This window comes from Phaeodactylibacter xiamenensis (assembly GCF_965229835.1).
In the GTDB taxonomy this organism is placed as follows: domain Bacteria; phylum Bacteroidota; class Bacteroidia; order Chitinophagales; family Saprospiraceae; genus Phaeodactylibacter; species Phaeodactylibacter xiamenensis.
In genome coordinates, this window is sequence record NZ_OZ245931.1 from 921,992 (window position 1) to 938,327 (window position 16,336).

Genomic DNA, 16,336 nt, shown 5'->3' on the forward strand with positions numbered 1-16,336 from the left:
CATAAACCTGCCAAAATGTTACAGGCTTACCCTCTCATATGCTGAAAGCCTTTTTCAAGCCCCTCCCACAGCCAGGCTGGGTCTTCCAATCCGATGTATAAACGGACCAGGTTCCAGGGCGTGGTGGAGTCTTCTCGTCCCGGCACGCCGTAGAAGGCAGTAGCTGGCATGACAAGCGACTCGTGCCCGCCCCAGGAAACCGCCAGCAGGAAACGCTCCAGGCCTTCAAAAAAGCGCTCCGCCTGACCGAAAGTATCAGCATCCAGATAAAAGGAAAACAAGCCTCCGGCTCCGGTCATCTGCCTCCGGGCCAGTTCGTACTGAGGAAATGAGGACAGCCAGGGATGCAGGACCTTGCCTACGGCAGGGTGGCCTTCCAGCTGACGGGCGATTTCCAAAGCACTCTCGTGGGTACGCTGCATGCGAAGCTCAAGGGTCCGCAGCCCGCGGATGACCAGGCTCGCATCGTGTGGGGAAAGAATGCCGCCCAGGGTCATGTATTCTCCGGCGAAGACTCGCCCAATGGTTTCATAGCTGCCGCAGAGCACTCCAAATACGACATCGCTATGCCCGTTGAGGTATTTGGTGCCGGAGTGGACGACCATATCGATACCAAAGTCGATGGGGTTTTGAAATACCGGCGAAGCATAGCTGTTGTCGATGCAGGTAGGAATGCCATGCTTTTTGGCGATAGCCGCACAAGCCTCAAGATCCTGCAGCTCGAAAGTCATGGAATTGGGGCTTTCCAGGTAAAGCAAAGTGGTATTGCTTTGAATAGCGGCTTCGATTTGCTCCGGGCCAGTACCATCCACAAAGGTGTGGGACACTCCGAACCGGGGCAGATAGTTCACCAGTATACTGTGGGTCCAGGAATAGGGCTTGGCTACACATACAACGTGCCCGTCTGCCTTGCAATGTGCCAGAATTGCAGCCGAAATGGCAGCCATTCCGCTGCCGAAAACCAGCGCATCCTCAGCGTGCTCCAGGGCAGCCAGCTTTTTGCGCAAAATGGCAACAGTAGGATTAACCCCTCTGGAGTAGACCGGTTGCTGAGCCTCCTGAGCAATAGCCTGCCGAAAATCATCCAGTGTATTAAACGCGAAATTGCTGGTCTGCATGACCGGCGGAGAAACCGCGTTAAAGTAGTTGTGGCGGTCCTCGCCAAGGTGCATAAGGATTTCGCTCAGGTGCATAGCATCAGCGGTTTTCTAAATAAAAATTTCACCTTCCATATAGGTAACAGCCGGACCGGAAATGGCCACCCGCTCTCCCAGCATAGTACAGCGCAGATGACCGCCTCTTTTGCTCAGCTGACGGGCAGTGAGCTCCTGCTTCGAAAGGCGTTCTGCCCAGTATGGGGTCATCGTCGTATGTGCAGAACCGGTAACCGGGTCTTCGTCAACGCCCGCAGCCGGGTAAAAACAGCGGGAAACAAAATCGGTGGTACTGCCGGGTGCCGTCACAATTACGCCGCGGCAGCGGACTTCTTTGAGCAACCGCAGGTCGGGAGCAAGCTGAGCGACATCTGCTTCTGATTCGAGGACGACCAGAAAATCGTCCCGCCCCATTAGCACCTCCACGGGCTCCGTGCCCAGTGCGTCTTTGAGGGCTCGGGGGGCTACCACGGTTTCAATATTATCTGCCGGGAAGTCGAGCATGTACTCCTTCCCTTCCCTGGTCACCGTGAGCAAGCCGCTGCGGGAACCGAAGGTGATACTTTTATGCGGGTGCCCTAAGTGGGTAAACAAACAGTGTGCGGCAGCCAGGGTCGCATGCCCGCACAGGTCCACTTCAATTGCCGGGGTAAACCAACGCAGTTCATAGTCCGCTTCTCCTCCGGGAATGAAAAAAGCCGTTTCCGATAGGTTATTCTCAGCAGCAATAGCCTGCAGGGTAGCATCCGGCAGCCAGGAATGCAGTGGGCAAACGGCAGCGGGGTTTCCTTTGAAACGTTGGCTGGCGAAAGCATCAATCTGATAAATCGGAATTTTCCGTGGACCGGGCATAGCATATGAATTTGGGATTTCAGGATTAGAGCGAAGGCAAAACCGGGGTCAAGCTAACCTACTCAACCCCAGTGCTTTCCATTACTCTGCTTCAAGAATAAATTTATTCTTTTTACCGTTTTCGACCATGAGGTATTTGCCATGCAGCAGTGCCTCATGGGTAATAACCGCATCGTGGTCGCTCACCTTCTCCTTGTTCACACTGATGGCATTGCCTTTAATCGCGCGGCGGGCATCTCCTTTGGAAGCCACCACCTGGGTGTGCTCTGCCAGTAAGTCTACGATATTGGCACCGCCTGCCAAAGCCTCCTTCGGTAAGGTAAAGCTTGGAATCTCTGCGGCTACGGTCTTCAGTTCGCTTTCCGACAAATCAAGCAGTTGCTCCTTGCCTGCCTTTCGGTTGAAGAGCAATTCCGTCACCTTGAGCACCGAGCGGTAGGCCTCCTCAGAGTGGATGCGGATGGTCAGCTCTTCAGCCAGCAGGCGCTTGAGTTCCTGTGGATTCTCTGCATGCTCGGCTTCACGGGCTTCGATCTCTTCCCGCGTATGCAAGGTGAAGTAGCGGGTAAACTTAGGGACATCAGTATCCGCAGCGTTGATCCAGAACTGGTAGAACTGGTAAGGCGTGGTAAGTTCTTCATCCAGCCAGATATTGCCCTCGGCGGACTTGCCAAACTTACTGCCATCGGCTTTGGTCAGCAGTGGCGTAGTGACAGCGTAGGCTTTTTCATTGAGATTACGGCGGATGAACTCCGTGCCGCTTGTGATGTTGCCCCACTGATCAGAACCGCCCATTTGCAGAATGCAGTTGTGCTTATTGAACAACAGCTGAAAATCGTAAGCCTGCAGCAATTGGTAGCTGAATTCGGTAAAGGACAGCCCGGTCTCCAGGCGTTTCTTTACGGACTCCTTAGAGCTCATGTAATTCACGGTCAGGGTCTTCCCCACATCGCGTAGAAAATCCAGGATGTTCATATCCTTGTAGAAGTCCAGGTTGTTGACCAGAATTGCCTTATTATCGCCTTCTGTGAAGTTGATAAATTTTTCCATCTGCCGTACCTGATGCTGCAGGTTGTTGTCCAGCTCATCGTAAGACTTCAGCTCGCGTTCCTTATCTTTTCCGGAAGGGTCGCCAATCCGCCCCGTAGCGCCCCCCATAAGCACAACCGGCTGATGCCCGGAGCGCTGAAACAGGGTCAGCAGCATCAACTGCACATAATTGCCGATAGTCAGTGAAGGGGCGGTGGGGTCAAAGCCAATATAGCCGGCAACTTTACCCGATTGTAATACCTCTTCGATGCCGGGGGTCGCATCGTGTAACATCCCCCTCCATTCCAGTTCTTTCAGAAAGTCCATTTGAGCTTGGATTCGTTTGGCGCAAAGTTAATTTTTTCTACCAAACTAACGATCCCCGGCGGAAGTTCCTGAAGGCTTAAAAAATCACACTACCCAGCCCACCGTCTATATTTAGGGCCTGCCCGTTATTAATGATCAACCCTCAGACAAAGTGAATGAAAAGCTAAAAAATCACACTACCCAAACCACCATCTATATTTAGGGCCTGCCCGTTATTAAAGACTATGCTTCAAATAAAGTGAATGAAAAATCAAAATATTACACTACCCAAACCACCATCTATGATTTAGGGCCTGCCCGTTATTAATGATCAACCCTCAGACAAAGTGAATGAAAAGCTAAAAAATCACACTACCCAAACCACCATCTATATTTAGGGCCTGCCCGTTATTAAAGACTATGCTTCAAATAAAGTGAATGAAAAATCAAAATATTACACTACCCAAACCACCATCTATGATTTAGGGCCTGCCCGTTATTAATGATCAACGCTCAGACAAAGTGAATGAAAAGCTAAAAAATAATACTACCCAAACCACCGTCTATGTTCAGGGCCTGCCCGACAATAAAGTTAGAATCCGGGCTCCACAGGAAAAGCGTGGTTTTGGCCACCTCCTCCGGCTGCCCTACCCGCCCGATGGGATGATTGCGTCCCCATTCAGCGATGACCTCGTCTGCCGGGCCGTGCTCACCGGCACCATACCTCAGCATAGGCGTATCAATGGAGCCCGGGCAAATACAATTAATGTAAATCCCCTCAGCGGCGTGGTCAATGCCCATCGAGCGGGTCATAGCGATCACAGCACCTTTGGATGTGGAATACGCCAGCACATTTTTCTGGCAGCGCTTGCCCTGTATGGAGCTGATGTGGACGACGCCCCCGCCCCCGTTTGCCCGAATGAGCGGAAGGATAGCTTTGGTGGCCAGGAACATCCCCTTCAGATTGACAGCTATAGTGCGGTCCCAATCGGCTTCCGAAGTCGTGTCCACCGTGCCGTACGTTTGCAGCCCCACCGAGTTCGCCAGGTAGCAGACCGGTGCGTAGGCAGCGGCCTGAGTGGCAAAGGTTGCCAGTGACCGGCTGTCGGTCACATCAGTGGGGATAAAAAGCGCCTGCCCACCTTCGGCTTCAATCATTTCCACTGTTTCCTGCCCCATTTCGGCATTTAGGTCGGCAACAATCACTTTTGCACCCGTTTTACCAGCTTCCAGTGCGATGCCCCGCCCAATGCCGGATGCACCACCGGTAACGATAGCGCCCTTACCGGCTATCCAGTCCTGTTTCATACTTTTTTATTTTGAGGTCAAAATACTAAGAAATTGTAATGCTGGGAGAAAGGAAGATGACACCAGCCATTTGTAATCTACCTCCTAAAAAACTGAAAGCTTTGAGCAGACTGATCTTTCCACTATTTGTTTTGCTGGGCATTTCCGCTACAGCTCAGCCGGACAAGCCCCGCCCAAACATTATTTTTGTCATGACCGACGACCTTGGCTACGGGGACCTGGGCAGTTACGGGCAGGAGGTCATCCCCACGCCCTTTCTGGATCAAATGGCACGGGAAGGTACGCGTTTTACGCAGGCTTATGCCGGTGCGCCGGTATGTGCGCCTTCCCGATCCGTATTGATGACCGGTCAGCATAGCGGGCATACGCTGATCCGGGGCAACTTTTCAGCGGTGGAAGTCCCGGAGCTCCCCAAGCCCAGGCGGATTCCACTACGGCCTGAAGACACAACGGTCGCAGAAGTGCTCAAACAGGCCGGCTACGTCACGGGGATGTTTGGCAAATGGGGACTGGGAGAGGCAAACACCACCGGCGAACCTAACCGGCAGGGCTTTGATGAATGGATGGGCTTTCTAAATCAGCGCCGGGCGCACAGCCATTACCCGGAATTTATGTGGGAAAATCAGGACACGCTGAAGCTGCCCGGTAATATCAATGGGCAACGGGAGCAGCACACGCACCCGTTGTTCACGGACTATGCACTGGACTTTATCGACCGGCATCATGATACCACTTTCTTCCTTTACCTGCCCTACTGTCTGCCGCATAGCGAAATCGCCGCCACACAGCCATACGTTGATCTTTACCGAGACAAAAACTGGACAGACAAACAGCAACACTTTGCCGGTATGATTAGCATGATCGACAGCGATATGGGCCGCGTGCTAAACCTGCTCAAAGCGCATGGTATTGCAGAAAACACCCTGGTATTCTTCTGCTCTGACAATGGAGCTGCCAACCGGTACGAAGGGTTGTTCGACAGCTCCGGCCCGCTGCGGGGGCGCAAACGCGACATGTACGAAGGCGGCATTCGGACCCCAATGATTGCCTGGATGCCGGGAAGCGTACCTGCAAACAAGGTCAGCGACTATCCCTGGTATTTCCCGGATGTACTCCCTACCCTGGCGGCTGTCGCAGGCGCTGAAGCACCTAAGGATCTTGATGGTATGGATATCTCCCCGGTTCTATTTGGAGAAAACATGCCGGTTTCCGACCGCTTCCTATACTGGGAGTTTCATGAGAAAGGCTTCGATCAGGCGGTACGTTGGAAAAACTGGAAAGCGGTACGGCACGGTTTGGATGGCAAGCTGGAATTGTACAACCTCACCGATGACCCAACGGAGACCAACGATGTCAGCCGGAAAAACAAAAAAATTATCAAAACCATAGAAACCTATCTTGCGGAAGCCCGCTCCCCTTCCATTTACTGGCCGGCGGGGAAAGCGGCTCCCAGGGATTAGACAGTCTGCCTGATCAATTTAAAACGGAAGCACCGAAAACAATCTGATATGAAACCTACCTGGCTATTTCTCCTTAGCAGCCTGCTTTTTACGAATACAATTTTTACGCAGGAATCCACTTTCAATGCAGGTTGGAAATTCCTGCTAGAGGAAGATACAAACCTCAACGACCTGCCAGGCTCCGAGACCTGGACGACCGTCAACAAGCCCCACACCTGGAACCGGCTCGACGCCTTCGACGATGCGGATGGTTATCTGAGGTCAGTGGGTTGGTACCAAAAGCGGATTTTTCTGCCGAAAACCGGGCAGGATCAACTATTGCTCAAGTTTGAAGGTGCTTATCAATGGGCCCAGGTTTATGTCAACAATCAACTGGCAGGCGAGCACAAAGGTGGGTATACGGCTTTTGCGGTGGATATTACGCCTTATGTCCAACTGAATGCAGAGAACACCATCACCGTGCGGGTAGACAGCCGGCACGACCCGGCTATTCCGCCGATGTCGGGCGATTTCACCTTCTACGGGGGCATCTACCGGGATGTCTACCTCATCCGTAAAGGAGAGCGGCACTTCGACCGGCTCGATGGCAGTACAAAGGGCGTTTACCTAAGCGCTCCGAAGGTATCTAAACGATCGGCCTCCCTAAAGGTAAAAGCCCGTGTCCTTAATAAGTCAGCCAAAAGCGCCAAGCTCGCTCTCCAAACCTTAGTTTTCGATAAGAGCGGGGAACAGGTCGCGCAAGCAGAAACACCGATTAAACTAGTCAGCAACAGCCCTGGCATTGCAGAAATGGAGGTCATGGTTAGTCAGCCCGATCTTTGGTCGCCGGCACAGCCCAATTTGTACCGGGTGGAAGTCGCGCTCCTCGATGAAAAAGGGAAAACCATTGACCTTTACACCAGCAAATACGGTTTCCGCTGGTTTGAAATGAACGAGGACCGGGCTTTTCTACTCAACGGGGAGCCGCTTGATCTCATCGGGGTCAACCGGCATCAGGACTATCCCGGACTGGCCAATGCCCTACCAGACCAGCTCCACCGCCGGGACATGGAAATCCTGAAAGCCATGGGCGGCAATTTTATTCGTATTGCGCATTATCCGCAAGACCCGGCCCTGCTTGAGGCTTGTGACGAACTCGGCATTCTGGTCTGGGAAGAAATCCCCATCGTCAATTCCATCACCGTTTCCGAAGACTTTACTAAAGTCAGCACCCGCAACCTGCAGGAGATGATCCGGCAGCACCATAACCACACGGCAGTCATCATGTGGGGTTTCATGAATGAAGTACTGCTCCGCTTAAAAAACGGGCTAAAGGACAATCCTGGTGTTAGTGAAGCCGACTACCTGAAAGCAGTGGAAAAGCTCACCCGCCATCTCAACGATGTCGCAAAAGCAGAAGACCCCGCCCGATGGACGACCATCGCCCATCATGGCAACTATGAGCTGTACGAAGAAGCGGGCATGAATGACATCACGGATGTGGTAGGCTGGAACCTCTACTACGGCTGGTACTCCGAAAATATGCCAAAGGCTGGTGAATTTCTCGACCGTTTTCACGAAGACCATCCGGACAAGGGCATTATCGTGGCCGAATACGGGGGCGGCAGTGACCCACGCATCCACGCTGCGAACCCCAAACGCTTTGACTTTACCGTGGAATGGCAAACGATGATCCACGCCAGCTATTACCAGCAGATCGTCGCCCGCCCGCACGTGATGGGCGGAGCAATCTGGAACTTTGCCGACTTTGGATCCGAGGGCAGAAAAGACCCGGTGCCCCACATTAATAGCAAAGGCATACTGCACCACGACCGGACGCCCAAGGACAGTTACCTGTACTATCAGGCGGCTTTATCGCAACAGTCTTACCTGCAAATTGGCAGTCAGGACTGGGGCTACCGAGTCGGTTTTGCGGATGAAACCAACACCTTCACCCAACCGGTCTGGATCTTCTCCAATCAGCCGGCCGTTGAAGTGGTGGTGAATGGTAATGTCTTGGGCACTTTCGAAACCGACAATTATCACACCGTGGTCGGGGTCCCTTTCCGGGAAGGCAACAACCTTATTGAGGTCAGCGCAGGCAAAGGCTTGTCCCGGCAAAGTGAATTTCACGCACACGCCATCCCGTCAAACCTCAGCAATCTTTCCGTCAAGGAAATTGACCTGCGCATGAACCTGGGGGCACACTTTCACTACACAGATATGCTCACCAAAGAAGCGTGGCTCCCTGAGCGTGCCTATCAGCCGGGGTCCTTCGGGTATGTGGATGGTACTGCGCTGATGAGCTGGAAAGGGTTCCGGGTAGGCAGTGACAAGGAGGTTTTCGGTTCCGATAATGAGCCCATTTACCAGACGCACCGCGATACCTTCACTACTTTTCGGGCAGATGTGCCGGATGGCTGGTACGAAGTCACCCTCCACTTTGCGGAAATATACAGCAAGTCCGGCCGGGAGAAGCTGGCCTACAATCTCGGTGCAGAGGGAGACGAAGCAGAAGTAGTTGCAGACCGGCTGTTCCACATCAGCGCCAACGGAGAAAGGGTACGTTCTGCTGTGCAACTGGAAGACGTTCAGGCTACCGCTATTACCTTCCAGGCGAAAGCCACCGGGCAACAAGGACTGAGGATTGACCTGGAACCGGAAATCGGCACCACTTTTCTGAGCGGGATTGCCATTCGCGGACTTTAACACCTGATCATGAAGCGATTCAGAACTCTGATTTTACTTACTACCCTCGCCCTGCCCTTTTCCCTTTTGGCTCAGGCACAGACGATCTTTGCCGTACAGGAGTATGGTGCAAAAGGAGACGGAGCCACGGTGAATACCCAGCCCATTCAGGCGGCCATAGATGCAGCCCACGAAGCCGGTGGCGGGAAGGTGCTCATCAGCGGCGGCACCTTTTTAAGCGGGACGCTTGTCCTCAGAAGTGGCGTTGAAATCCACATTACTGCCGGGGACACTTTGCTCGGCAGTCCCTATCTGAGCGACTATCCGGACATGGAACAGCGCACCATCCGTTCCTATACGGAGCGCTACAGCCGTAAAGCCTTTATCTACGCTGAGAGCGCTACCGACATCGCCCTGACCGGACGAGGCATGATACATGGCAATAGCTATGCTCCGGAGTTCAAAGCCGCGGAACATGGCCGGGACAAACCGCTGGGCATGCGTCTCATTTCCTGCAAGCGCGTCAAAATAGAAGGGCTAACCCTGACCAGCGCCGGGCTATGGCTACAGCACTACCTCAACTGCGAAGGCCTGCACATCGAAGGCATTACCGCCATCAACCATGGCAACTTTACCAACGATGGGCTGAATGTGGATGGTTGCCGGAATGTCAGTATTAAAAATATCCGCATCGACTCCCACGATGATGCTTTGGTGTTCAAAAGTACCGGCCCGGCGCCCTGCGAAAACATTACCGTCCGTAATTGCGACCTCAAATCCCACTGCCACGGGCTGAAGTTCGGCACAGAAACCACCGGCGGGTTTAGCAATATCGATATTGCCAACATTACCATCTCCGCCAGTGACAGCGTCCACTACAAAACCGGAACGCTTTGGCGGGTTATTACAGGCGTAGCCCTGGAGTTGGTCGATGGGGGAACGATGGAAAACATTCGGATTCATAACCTTCGGGCAGACAGCGTTTATGCCCCCATTTTTGTCAAGCTGGGCAACCGGGCCCGCAAGCATACGGATGACGCCCCTGAACCTCCACCGGGGCAGATGCGCAATATCCACCTTTCCAACTTCAGGATTACCAATGCCGGGCCGTTTAGTTCCTCGGTCACGGGCTTTCCCGGGCACTACATTCAGAATGTAACGCTGGAGAACATCGACATAGCGTACAACGAAGCTCCGGGCGCGGATGAACTGTTCAATGAGGTGCCTGAAAACGAGAAACGCTATCCGGAAATCACCATGTTTACCAAGGGGCTGAAGTCCCGGAAGTACCTGCCCACCCACGGTCTTTTTGCGCGACATGTGGAAGGGTTAGTGATCCGCAACTTCAACGTCACCCCTACGCAGGATGATCCGAGGCCAAAGTTCGAATTTATTGAGGTCAAAAGACTGAATATTGATGAAGACTAGCAGTTCTATTTCATTGCTCCTCAGTTTAGGAATACTCCTGCTGTCTATCAACCTGCTGAAGGGGCAGTCACCGCCGGAGTGGGACGACCCAAGAGGAGACAGCTGGCCTGCATCGGTAGAGCGGGTATTTATTCCCAGTACGGCGGACAGTACGTTTCAGAAAGCCTACTACTTCAAAAGCGCCCTGCCAGAACCTCAGCCACTCATTGTCAGCCTACATACCTGGAGTGGCGATTACAATCAGCGTGACCGGCTGGTGGAGGAAATCATTAATAAAAACTGGAACTACATCCATCCTGATTTTCGTGGCCCAAATACCCGTCCGGAAGCCTGCGGCAGCTCTTTGGTGATAGCTGACCTGGAGGATGCCATTCAGTATGCCATTGATCAGGGCGGGGTGGACACAAATGCGATCCATATTATAGGCGCAAGTGGTGGCGGGTACGCTACGCTCCTGATGTACCGAAAAAGCCGGCATCCCATCCGGAGCTTTTCGGCCTGGGTACCCATCAGTAATCTGGAGGACTGGTACTGGTCTTCTAAAAGCCGGGAGCTGAAATATGCCGGGCATTTGGAAGCCGTGACACAAAGTGACTCCCTGACTTTCAATGCTACGGAAGCCCACCGGCGATCCCCTATTTTCATGGATACCGAACACCCGGAACGCCATCAGAGCCAACTGTACCTTTATGCCGGCATTCACGATGGCTACAAGGGCTCAGTGCCCGTAACGCAGTCTGTACACTTCTACAATCAATTGGTGGAAGAGTGGGGCGGGCAACCGGCCGATCAGGTAAGTGCAGGGCAACTGGTACACCTTTTAGCTCAGCGAACTTATCAGCCGCCACAAACCCAGCCGCCCCTTTTCCTTGGCGACCGCCTCATCCACCTGAGGAAACAGTTTAAGAACTTACAGCTAACCATTTTTGAAGGTGCTCATGAGATGGTCAGGGCAGTTGCTCTAGACCATATTTTGGAACCTTAAACCAGTTAGGACAGTCCGGGAAAGTCAGCACTGCTCACCAACTTACTTTTAGAGGATTAAAACCTACCCTATGAGAAATCTGCTACTTCTTTCGCTGTTCAGCCTATATCTGTCTTATATACAAGCTCAGCCCATCGACATCAATCCGGATAATCCCTGGTACTGGACTTACAAGGGCAAGCCTGTGATGCTCATTGGCGGTTCCAACGAAGACAACCTCTTTCAAAGCCCGGACTACCTGGAACAACTGGATCTGCTGCAATCCCTGGGCGGGAATTACGTCCGCTGCACCATGTCTTCCCGGGACGAGGGCAATATTTGGGCCTTCGCAAAAGGAGCTGATGGCTTGTACAACCTACGCGAATTCAACCCGGCATACTGGCAGCGCTTTGCCGATTTTTTGGCAGCAGCAGATGAACGGGGCATCATCGTTCAGGTGGAAGTCTGGGCCACCTTTGACTTCTACCGGGAGCCCTGGTTGGATAACCCTTTCAACCCCAAAAACAACAGCACCCTCAACCAAAGGCGTACGCGTCTGCCGGATACGGTTTCCACCCACCCTATATTTCGGGAGAACCCTTTTTTCTGGTCAGTGCCGGAAATGGACAACAACACCCAGCTACTTGCCTATCAGCAGCGTTTTGTGGACCAGCTGCTGGACATCAGCCTGAAGCACGATAACGTCCTGTACTGCATCGATAATGAAACTTCCGTAACCGCTACCTGGCCGCTGTTCTGGGCACGCTACATCCGGGCGAAAGCCAAACTGGCCGGGCGCACCGTCCACGTTACCGAAATTTGGGACCCACATGACCTCGACCACCCGGACCACCTCACCAACCTGTTCCACGATGATATTTTTACTTTCCTGGATATTTCCCAAAACAACCACAAAAAGGGGCAGGAACACTACGATAACGGCCGGGCGTACCGCCAAAAAGTAGCTGCCCTTTCCCACCCCAAGCCACTAAATACCGTTAAAACTTACGGAAAAGACAAACACGGCAGCGCCATTGACGGGGTACAGCGATTTTGGCGGAGCGCTTTTCTCGGCGCCGCTTCTGTTCGCTTTCACCGGCCCAACTCCGGGCATGGGCTGGAAGCAGTCGCTCAGGCTAATATCAAAAGCATGCGTATGCTTTGCGATGCACTACCCTTTTGGGAAGCCACCGCCACGCCGGAAATCCTGATGAATGCCAGCCCTAATGAGGCATATGCTATTGGCATATCCGGAAAAACTTATGCGGTGTACTTCCCCGAAACCGGGGCTGTGCGCCTCAATTTACCCGATTCAGATGCTATTACGCTGCGGTGGCTGGACATTGACCAATCAGAATGGAGCATAGTGCGGCAACCCGGCTCCGGTAAGCCTTTGGAGATCAACAATGAAGATGATGGAAAAAGCCGTGTGGCGCTGATCCGGGTGGAATAATGGGGATCGTCGTTGAGGTTGAGGCTGAGGTTGAGGTTGAGGTTGAGAAGCTAAGCGTGGTCTTCCTGGCGGCGACAGCAAGCTGTCGCTCCCTGGGCGGTCTCAACCTCATCCTCAGCCTTCCCTTAGGCGGCACCCGGAACCAACCTCCACCTAAGGCTCCATAACCAATCGCAACCCCGCATTCGTAAACCGTACATCCACCGGATGGCGGTGGCGGTTAGCCGGGCGGAGCGCTGCGGGCTCATTGAACCAGCTGCCGCCCCGGTAGACTTTTATATCACCCGTTTCTGGCCCGGCAGGGTTGGTTTGTGCTGAATCCGGGTAGGGACCGTACCAGTCGCTGCACCATTCCCAGACGTTGCCCATCATATCGTAGAGTTGGAAGGCTCCGGGTTTCTTGCGCCCCACCGGGTGGCTGCGCCCTTCTGACTGAGAATGGAACCAGCCGTACTGCCGCAATTGCCAGGGGATGATTTGCCTTTCATCGTCACGAAATGAGTACCCGCCCAGTTTACAGGCCCGTTCCCATTCTGCCTCGGTGGGCAGGCGGAAGGTTCCTTTCCCTAATGCGTTCAGCTTCCTGATGAATAATTGAGCATCGTTCCAGGATATCATCTCCACCGGGCGATCCGGATGCCTAAAGGTGGAAGGGTTATAGCCCATAACGGCTTCCCACTGCGCTTGGGTAACTTCGTACTGCCCTATAAAGTAATCTTTAGTGAGCGTGACCTTATGGAGGGGGAATTCATCTTTTTGGGCGTGGGGGTCATCAGGTTCGCTGCCCATCTCGAAGGTGCCCGCCGGGATGCGGACGAAAGTTATGGCCAAGCCTTCTCCCAGCTCTAAGGTGCGGATTCCCTGTGCATGCAAAGTACTGCTCAGCAGCAGGCTGAGCATTAACCACTTCAATTTATTCATTAGGCTCATATACTAATCGTAAACCAATGGCCGGATACCCCTGCGCGGTGCCATGCTTGTGGCGATTAGCGCAACGGACGGCATTCTCAAAATCAAACCAGCTGCCGCCCCGGAATACCCGGAGGCTATCGACCGGTGGGCGGCTTTCGTCGTAGGGCTGATACTTATCTGAAGTCCACTCCCACACATTACCCGACATATCATACAATCCCCAGGGGTTCGGTGGCTTCTCTCCTACCGGATGGATTTCTGCCATCGACCGGGAGTTGGCCCAGGCATTGCGGTGGACGGTCCAGTTCTCCTCCTCTCCCCAATAGAAACGCGTATCTGTGCCCGCCCGGCAGGCGTACTCCCACTCCGCTTCGGTAGGCAGGCGGAAATGCCCCAGCCCCATACAATTAAGCTGCTCCAGGAATAGCTGTACTTCTGACCAGGAGACCGACTCTACCGGAAACTGCAGATGGTTAGGCCGGTGCTTAAAAACAGCCGGGTTATAATGCATTACGGATAACCACTGTTGCTGGGTGACCTCGTAGGTGCCCAGGTAAAAACCTGTTTCTATATCCACCTTCTTTTGTGGCCCTTCATCCCGGTCACGCCCCGGCTCAGATTCCGGGCTACCCATTGTAAACTGGCCTGCACTGATGTACTGAAAATACAAAGGTTTACTGTCCGGCAAAAACACAGTCCTGACAGAAGCCTGAGCACCGGTCAGTAACGGCCAGCCAATCAGGGCAACTACTAAGTAAAATACTCTAGACATAAAATTCCGATTACAATAGGTCTTGAATTTCATCTTCAAAGCAAAGACCAGAACATTAAAAAGCTGTAACCCATTATGACTATCATTTGCCGTTTGGCGCTGCTGGCTTTCTTACTAACGCCACTAAGTGCGCATCTTCAGGACCTTCCCAAGATCAATTTCTCCGCTGACCTCGGATCAGAGGGTAAATCCTTTGAAAAGTACTGGCGCAGCACGGGGTTTTCACCCTCTGACTTGCTCGACTACCCGGATATGCATATGACGCTGGACTACCTGCAAGCTTCGGAATCCATTCTCTTCCTGCGCCCCCACTATTTGCTTGATCATGTGAAGGTCGAAGGTTTTGGCACGCCCAGGCCCACGTACGACTGGAGCGGGCTGGACAGTAAGCTGGATGTTATGGTCAACCGGGGGTTCCGCCTCATCTTTGAGCTCATGGGCAACCCAACTGACCGGGAGCTGGACTTTGGTGACCCCAAGGATTTGTATGGCTGGAAAAACTTTGTGCGTGATCTGGCCCGCCACCTCATCGACCGCTACGGGGAAGAAACGGTGGAAAGCTGGTGGTTTGAAAACACAAATGAGCCCGATGTCTGGCACTTCTGGAATCAGGGGTACGTCAAATTCCTGCATTATTATGATGCCTGCAGCGAAGGGCTGCGGGAAGCAGATCCAGACATCAAGTTCGGTGGTCCAGGCAATGCCAGAGGCGTGAAGCCCTGGTTCAAACTTCTGCTGGAGCACTGCGCTTACGGCAAAAACTACTTCACCGGTGAGCAGGGCGTGCGGATTGATTTTGTGTCGACCCACCGCAAGAATACGCCCCACAAAATGATTGAAGATGAGCTGGGTAACTGGCGCTACTTTGAGAACGACTACCCTCAATTCCGAGAGCGTATTCCCGTTTTTAATGACGAAGCTGACCCGCTTGCGGGCTGGGGCATCCCCTTCTACTGGCGGACGGGCCCATGGTACGGTGCCTTTATCGCTCAATCTGTGGAACTCCACAACCGGTTGATTATCGACTCTCTGGATATCGATTACCGAATACTGAGTAATGACCATGGCTTCCTCGGTAGCTGGGGCAAACGCACACAACTCGCCCGATTTCTGCCCGGCGACAACGATCAGGATACCCGGGGCAGCGCCCGTCAGGGCGGGGCCAGGGTAGTAGGACAGGAAGAAGATGAGCGGACGCCGGTTAAGCAATTTTTTCTCATCAAGCAACCCTCTCTTACCGTCATGACCCTTATGCAGCTGCTGGGCGACACCCGTTACGATGTGCAGGGCATTGATGATGAGCAATATCCCAACCTTGGTGGAATGGTGACTAAACGAGCTGATGGTACCGTCATTGCGATGCTGTTCAACAAACCCGAGCTAGACCTGAAAGCATTGAACTGGAAGCCCACCATGAAGCCCACTCCGGAACATCAGGAAGCCTTAAATAGTCAGGGTGCCCGGCTAACCCTGCAACTTGAAGGCCTCACCGGAAAAGACTACCAAATGGTTCATTACCGGGTAGATGATGAGCATACCAACCCCTACGGCACCTGGACCGCAATGGGCAGCCCGGAGGACCCCACCACTGAGCAGTACCTGGGAATGGCTGCCACTATGGAGCCGGCAATTACCGAAAACGAAAAAGTCAAAACAAGTGGCGGCAAATTCTCCAAGTCCATTGACTTCCCATCGAGTGGCATTAGTGTCATCATTCTGGCCCCGGAATCCAAAACCGGGCCCAATGCACCCAACCAACTGAATTACAACCTCTACAAAGGCAACAACGGCGAAGACATGGTTATGCTGCTGTGGGAAGACGAGCAGCCTCACCGCAATCTGCTGAGTTATGAGGTCTATGGCAAGGCACCGGGCGCATCCGGGTTTAAAAAAGTGAACCCCACCCACCTGCTGGGCAAAGGCTTTGCCTACCCTACAGAAGAAGCCGATGGCTGGCAGTTTAAGGTGAGAGCAGTTGACTACGCGAAACAAGCCGGCCCATTTTCTACCACTACTACCGTAAAAAAATAA

General features: G+C 53.2%; 12 protein-coding genes. 6 read left to right on the forward strand and 6 right to left on the reverse strand.

What is annotated here, in order from left to right:
• Nucleotides 1–26: 26 nt before the first annotated feature.
• From ACO08I_RS03415 to ACO08I_RS03430, 4 genes are all read right to left on the reverse strand, one after another.
• Nucleotides 27–1,193, reverse strand: coding sequence for a trans-sulfuration enzyme family protein (locus tag ACO08I_RS03415; protein ID WP_282784332.1), 1,167 nt, complete (start codon nucleotides 1,191–1,193; stop codon nucleotides 27–29).
• 15 nt (nucleotides 1,194–1,208) lie between these two features.
• On the reverse strand, nucleotides 1,209–2,006 hold the full coding sequence (locus ACO08I_RS03420; protein ID WP_282784330.1) for a PhzF family phenazine biosynthesis protein: 798 nt from the start codon (nucleotides 2,004–2,006) through the stop codon (nucleotides 1,209–1,211).
• A gap of 81 nt (nucleotides 2,007–2,087) precedes the next feature.
• Nucleotides 2,088–3,362, reverse strand: coding sequence for a tyrosine--tRNA ligase (tyrS, locus tag ACO08I_RS03425; RefSeq protein WP_421948481.1), 1,275 nt, complete (start codon nucleotides 3,360–3,362; stop codon nucleotides 2,088–2,090).
• Between the two features lie 513 nt (nucleotides 3,363–3,875).
• A complete protein-coding gene (locus ACO08I_RS03430; RefSeq protein WP_282784326.1) occupies nucleotides 3,876–4,649 on the reverse strand; it encodes an SDR family NAD(P)-dependent oxidoreductase in 774 nt (257 codons plus the stop codon).
• A 101-nt stretch (nucleotides 4,650–4,750) separates the two neighbouring features.
• Between ACO08I_RS03430 and ACO08I_RS03435 the strand changes: the two genes are divergently transcribed.
• The 5 genes from ACO08I_RS03435 to ACO08I_RS03455 all read left to right on the forward strand — a co-directional run bounded on the left by ACO08I_RS03435 (nucleotide 4,751) and on the right by ACO08I_RS03455 (nucleotide 12,621).
• Nucleotides 4,751–6,109: an arylsulfatase gene (locus ACO08I_RS03435; protein ID WP_421948482.1), complete on the forward strand. Its 1,359-nt coding sequence runs from the start codon at nucleotides 4,751–4,753 to the stop codon at nucleotides 6,107–6,109.
• A gap of 48 nt (nucleotides 6,110–6,157) precedes the next feature.
• Nucleotides 6,158–8,797 (forward strand): glycoside hydrolase family 2 TIM barrel-domain containing protein, encoded by a 2,640-nt coding sequence (locus ACO08I_RS03440; RefSeq protein WP_421948483.1) that lies wholly within the window; start codon nucleotides 6,158–6,160, stop codon nucleotides 8,795–8,797.
• Nucleotides 8,798–8,806: 9 nt separating this feature from the next.
• On the forward strand, nucleotides 8,807–10,204 hold the full coding sequence (locus tag ACO08I_RS03445; protein WP_421948484.1) for a glycoside hydrolase family 28 protein: 1,398 nt from the start codon (nucleotides 8,807–8,809) through the stop codon (nucleotides 10,202–10,204).
• Complete coding sequence (locus ACO08I_RS03450; protein ID WP_421948485.1) at nucleotides 10,194–11,189, forward strand: alpha/beta hydrolase family protein; 996 nt, start codon at nucleotides 10,194–10,196, stop codon at nucleotides 11,187–11,189. The genes ACO08I_RS03445 and ACO08I_RS03450 overlap by 11 nt, the downstream gene beginning before the upstream one ends.
• A 70-nt stretch (nucleotides 11,190–11,259) precedes the next feature.
• Nucleotides 11,260–12,621 carry a hypothetical protein gene (locus ACO08I_RS03455; protein ID WP_421948486.1) on the forward strand — a complete coding sequence of 454 codons (1,362 nt, stop codon included), beginning with the start codon at nucleotides 11,260–11,262 and terminating at the stop codon, nucleotides 12,619–12,621.
• 153 nt (nucleotides 12,622–12,774) lie between these two features.
• Here ACO08I_RS03455 and ACO08I_RS03460 read toward each other — a convergent pair whose 3' ends face one another.
• Together ACO08I_RS03460 and ACO08I_RS03465 are read right to left on the reverse strand one after the other, a co-directional pair.
• On the reverse strand, nucleotides 12,775–13,521 hold the full coding sequence (locus ACO08I_RS03460; protein ID WP_421948487.1) for a formylglycine-generating enzyme family protein: 747 nt from the start codon (nucleotides 13,519–13,521) through the stop codon (nucleotides 12,775–12,777).
• A 13-nt stretch (nucleotides 13,522–13,534) separates the two neighbouring features.
• Nucleotides 13,535–14,305, reverse strand: coding sequence for a formylglycine-generating enzyme family protein (locus ACO08I_RS03465; protein ID WP_421948488.1), 771 nt, complete (start codon nucleotides 14,303–14,305; stop codon nucleotides 13,535–13,537).
• Between the two features lie 75 nt (nucleotides 14,306–14,380).
• On the opposite strand from ACO08I_RS03465, the gene ACO08I_RS03470 reads away from it, so the two are divergent.
• Nucleotides 14,381–16,336: a GH39 family glycosyl hydrolase gene (locus ACO08I_RS03470; RefSeq protein ID WP_421948489.1), complete on the forward strand. Its 1,956-nt coding sequence runs from the start codon at nucleotides 14,381–14,383 to the stop codon at nucleotides 16,334–16,336.

Excerpts from the sequence above, each read along its gene's own strand:
- ACO08I_RS03415 (WP_282784332.1), bottom strand. The coding sequence starts at position 1,193 with ATGCACCTGAGCGAAATCCTTATGCACCTTGGCGAGGACCGCCACAAC.
- ACO08I_RS03420 (WP_282784330.1), bottom strand. The coding sequence starts at position 2,006 with ATGCCCGGTCCACGGAAAATTCCGATTTATCAGATTGATGCTTTCGCC.
- tyrS (WP_421948481.1), bottom strand. The coding sequence starts at position 3,362 with ATGGACTTTCTGAAAGAACTGGAATGGAGGGGGATGTTACACGATGCG.
- ACO08I_RS03430 (WP_282784326.1), bottom strand. The coding sequence starts at position 4,649 with ATGAAACAGGACTGGATAGCCGGTAAGGGCGCTATCGTTACCGGTGGT.
- ACO08I_RS03440 (WP_421948483.1), top strand. The coding sequence starts at position 6,158 with ATGAAACCTACCTGGCTATTTCTCCTTAGCAGCCTGCTTTTTACGAAT.
- ACO08I_RS03445 (WP_421948484.1), top strand. The coding sequence starts at position 8,807 with ATGAAGCGATTCAGAACTCTGATTTTACTTACTACCCTCGCCCTGCCC.
- ACO08I_RS03450 (WP_421948485.1), top strand. The coding sequence starts at position 10,194 with ATGAAGACTAGCAGTTCTATTTCATTGCTCCTCAGTTTAGGAATACTC.
- ACO08I_RS03455 (WP_421948486.1), top strand. The coding sequence starts at position 11,260 with ATGAGAAATCTGCTACTTCTTTCGCTGTTCAGCCTATATCTGTCTTAT.
- ACO08I_RS03460 (WP_421948487.1), bottom strand. The coding sequence starts at position 13,521 with ATGCTCAGCCTGCTGCTGAGCAGTACTTTGCATGCACAGGGAATCCGC.
- ACO08I_RS03465 (WP_421948488.1), bottom strand. The coding sequence starts at position 14,305 with ATGTCTAGAGTATTTTACTTAGTAGTTGCCCTGATTGGCTGGCCGTTA.
- ACO08I_RS03470 (WP_421948489.1), top strand. The coding sequence starts at position 14,381 with ATGACTATCATTTGCCGTTTGGCGCTGCTGGCTTTCTTACTAACGCCA.